The organism is Allosphingosinicella sp. (genome assembly GCF_036387215.1).
Taxonomy (GTDB): domain Bacteria; phylum Pseudomonadota; class Alphaproteobacteria; order Sphingomonadales; family Sphingomonadaceae; genus Allosphingosinicella.
Genome location: NZ_DASVUE010000312.1, coordinates 1 through 2,318 on the forward strand (window position 1 = coordinate 1; position 2,318 = coordinate 2,318).

Annotated in this window: 4 protein-coding genes; all 4 read right to left on the bottom strand. The window is 68.9% G+C overall.

From position 1 onward, the window contains the following. Positions 1–801, bottom strand: an 801-nt coding sequence (locus VF662_RS12680; RefSeq protein WP_464141776.1) for an SDR family NAD(P)-dependent oxidoreductase, incomplete at its 3' end; no start/stop codon positions are given. A 93-nt stretch (positions 802–894) separates the two neighbouring features. After that, positions 895–1,305: a hypothetical protein gene (locus tag VF662_RS12685; RefSeq protein WP_464141780.1), complete on the bottom strand. Its 411-nt coding sequence runs from the start codon at positions 1,303–1,305 to the stop codon at positions 895–897. A gap of 192 nt (positions 1,306–1,497) precedes the next feature. Continuing rightward, entirely contained in the window at positions 1,498–1,857 is a 360-nt protein-coding gene (locus VF662_RS12690) for a hypothetical protein (RefSeq protein ID WP_464141782.1), read from the bottom strand. A gap of 115 nt (positions 1,858–1,972) precedes the next feature. Beyond that, positions 1,973–2,318 (bottom strand): winged helix-turn-helix domain-containing protein (locus tag VF662_RS12695; RefSeq protein WP_464141784.1); only part of this gene is annotated, 346 nt, incomplete at its 5' end.

A 2,318-nucleotide genomic window follows, 5' to 3' on the forward strand; every position in this document is an offset into this window, starting at 1 on the left:
GGCTACCTCCTCGACGGTGCGCCGGCCCTCCGGGAGCGCGTAGCCGGGCGTGAGCGTCACGTAGGATGCCTGGACCACGCCTCCGCCCGCGCCGACGATCATGTTGCTGGGCGCATCTTCGGAGACGAGGAACAGCGCGGCCGGAACGACATTGTCGGGGTTGAAGGCGGCCATCATCTCCGGCGGGAAGATGTCCTCCGTCATGCGCGTGGCGGCGGTGGGGGCGAGGCTGTTGACGCGGATGTCGTATTTCGCGCCTTCGAGGTGGAGCGTCTTTGCGAAGCCGGCGAGGCCGAGCTTTGCGGCGCCGTAATTGGCCTGCCCGAAATTGCCGAACAGGCCGGTCGAGGAGGAGGTCATGAGGATGCGGCCATAGCATTGCCCCCGCATCGTCTCCCACACCGCCTTGGTGCAATTGGCCGAGCCCGTGAGGTGCACATCGAGGACGAGGCGGAAATCCTCCATCGTCATCTTGGCGAAGCTCTTGTCGCGGAGGATCCCGGCATTGTTGATGAGGATGTGGACGCCCCCCCATTCGCTCCCCGCCCGGGCGACCATCTCCTCCACCTGCTCCAGATCGGTGACGCTGGCGCCGCTTGCGATTGCCGTCCCGCCCGCGGCGCGGATCTCGTCCACCACCCGCTCGGCCGCGTCGGAGCTGCCCGAGCCGTCGCGGGCGCCGCCGAGATCGTTGACGATCACCCTGGCGCCGCGCCGTGCGAGCTCGAGCGCATAGGCGCGGCCGAGGCCGCCGCCCGCGCCGGTGACGATTGCCACGCGATTGTCGAAGCCGATGGTCATTCAGTCTGTCCCTCCGTTCCTCCGGCGCTCATGGCAGATGGAGGAAGCGGTGGACAGTGGAGGGACGCCCGAAGGCGCCCCTCTTGCTGCGGTCTAGCGGCCGCGGCGGGCTGCGCGGACGCCGCGTTCGTAGGTCTGGATGCAGGCGTCGGTGACGGTGCGCGAGCATGGCGGATATTCGGTGGCTGCCGGGCGGGGCGTGAAGGCCGCCTGCTGGTTCGGCATCGGCTGAGCCGCGTCGGTGCTCATCGTCTGCGGCGCCTGATTGGTGCCGGCGGGGGCCGTCGCCTGGCCGTTGGGGTCGGTGCCCTGCTGGGTAACGCCTTCGGGGCCGGTGGCCTCGGAGGGATCGTCCACCGTCTCGCCGCTCGGCTGTTGGCCGGTGGGGGGCGTCGTCTGCGTCGTCGGCGTCGTTGTTGTGGTCGGCGTCTGCTGCGCGTCCTGAGCGACGGCTGCGCCGCTGACGGTGAGCGCCGCTGCAGCGGCGAAAAGTAAAGTCCTCATCGAATCGTCTCCTTGCACAAGGCGCTTCCCCTGGCGCCAGGAACCGCGCGGCTAGTGCCGGCGCTGCAAGGTAAACGAGACGCGGTTCGATTTAGTTCAATCGAATCGGAGGCGAAAGGAACCGGCTCGGCTGATCGGCGAGGGCAGGTTCGATGGCGGCGGGGACGGAGCGATCCGCCCCCGCCCGTGACTTCAGCGACGGCCGCGCGAGCGCCGCATTCCGCGTTCGTTGGTCTGGATGCAATTGTCGGTGACGGTGCGCGAGCAAGGCGGATAATTGCCGGCCGAAGCCGAGCCGCCCATTCCGCCGCTCATGCCGCTGCCGCCGGACATGCCGCCGCTGCCGGACATGCCGCCGCTGCCGGACATGCCGCCACTGCCGCCGCTCATGCCGCCGGTGCCGCTGCTTCCGCCGGTGCCGCCCATTCCGCTCTGGCCGCTGCTCGTGGTGCCGGTTCCGCCGGTCCCGCCGGTGTTGCTCGTGCCGCCGGTGGTTTGAGCGATTGCCGCTCCGCTCAGCATCAGTGCGGCAGTGAAAATAAGAGCTTTCATATCCATCTCCTGTTCGTCGCCCGCTCAGGCGCGGCAAGAGCCGCACCCACGCGCCCAGAACGAGTGGGTCATTCTTAATATCCGGCCGGAGCAGCCGCGGAGTCGCTAAACCTTGTTAGGAGCGGCCGTCGCTGTCGAGGGCGTAACCGGCGGAGCGGACGGTGCGGATGATGTCGCCCTTGCCGCCGATGTTGATCGCCTGGCGGAGCCGGCGGATGTGGACGTCGACGGTGCGCGGCTCGATGTCGCTGTCATGGCCCCAGACGCTGTCGAGCAGCCGCTCGCGCGAGAAGACGCGGCCGGGGTGCTCGAGGAAGTGGCGGAGAAGGCGGAACTCGGTGGGGCCAAGTTGCACGGGCTCGCCGCCGCGTTTCACCTTGTGCGCGACGATGTCCATCTCGATGTCCGCATAGCTCAGCTGCTCCCCGGCGAGGGCCGGGCGGACGCGGCGGAGCACTGCG